The sequence below is a fragment of the Laceyella putida genome, from assembly GCF_042665195.1.
GTDB lineage: Bacteria > Bacillota > Bacilli > Thermoactinomycetales > Thermoactinomycetaceae > Laceyella > Laceyella putida.
Genome location: NZ_JBHTBW010000026.1, coordinates 373 through 1,054 on the forward strand (window position 1 = coordinate 373; position 682 = coordinate 1,054).

A 682-nucleotide genomic window follows, 5' to 3' on the forward strand; every position below is an offset into this window, starting at 1 on the left:
CCGGTTTGGGCTGTTCCCGTTTCGCTCGCCGCTACTCAGGGAATCGCGTTTGCTTTCTCTTCCTCAGGGTACTTAGATGTTTCAGTTCCCCTGGTCTGCCTCCAACCACCCTATGGATTCAGATGGCGGTACCAGCTCTTCAAGCTGGTGGGTTACCCCATTCGGAAATCTCCGGATCAACGCTTACTTACAGCTCCCCGAAGCATATCGGTGTTCGTCCCGTCCTTCATCGGCTCCTAGCGCCAAGGCATCCACCGTGTGCCCTTAGTAGCTTAACCTACTTAAGGTTATTGTTGCAGCATATCGCTATGCCGCTCGGTATCTCTCCGGTGATTTGCAACTTGACTGAAAGTGTAAGAAGGTCGTTTCAAGCTTCCTTCTTACCCTCGTTGCTTTATTCCATATCTAATTTTCAAGGTGCGATTCCTCCTAATGAGGAAAATGGTGGAGCTAAGCGGATTCGAACCGCTGACCCCCTGCTTGCAAGGCAGGTGCTCTCCCAGCTGAGCTATAGCCCCATATGAAACTGGTGGGCCTAGGCTGACTCGAACAGCCGACCTCACGCTTATCAGGCGTGCGCTCTAACCAACTGAGCTATAGGCCCGAAACTTGAAGGAGTATTCCTTCAAAACTAAAGAGTGAGTAAACCGTGACCTGAGAAAGTGTTCGTTCATTTAGCTCG

2 tRNA genes and 1 rRNA gene (1 of these 3 cut by a window edge) are annotated in these 682 nt (G+C 51.0%); all 3 read right to left on the reverse strand.

What is annotated here, in order from left to right:
* Positions 1-278: ribosomal RNA gene (locus ACFQNG_RS10360) — 23S ribosomal RNA — on the reverse strand (its annotated part extends 372 nt beyond the left edge of the window); the annotation flags it as partial.
* A 164-nt stretch (positions 279-442) separates the two neighbouring features.
* Positions 443-518, reverse strand: a tRNA-Ala gene (locus ACFQNG_RS10365).
* Positions 519-527: 9 nt separating this feature from the next.
* A tRNA-Ile gene (locus ACFQNG_RS10370) sits at positions 528-604 on the reverse strand.
* Positions 605-682 lie beyond the last annotated feature (78 nt).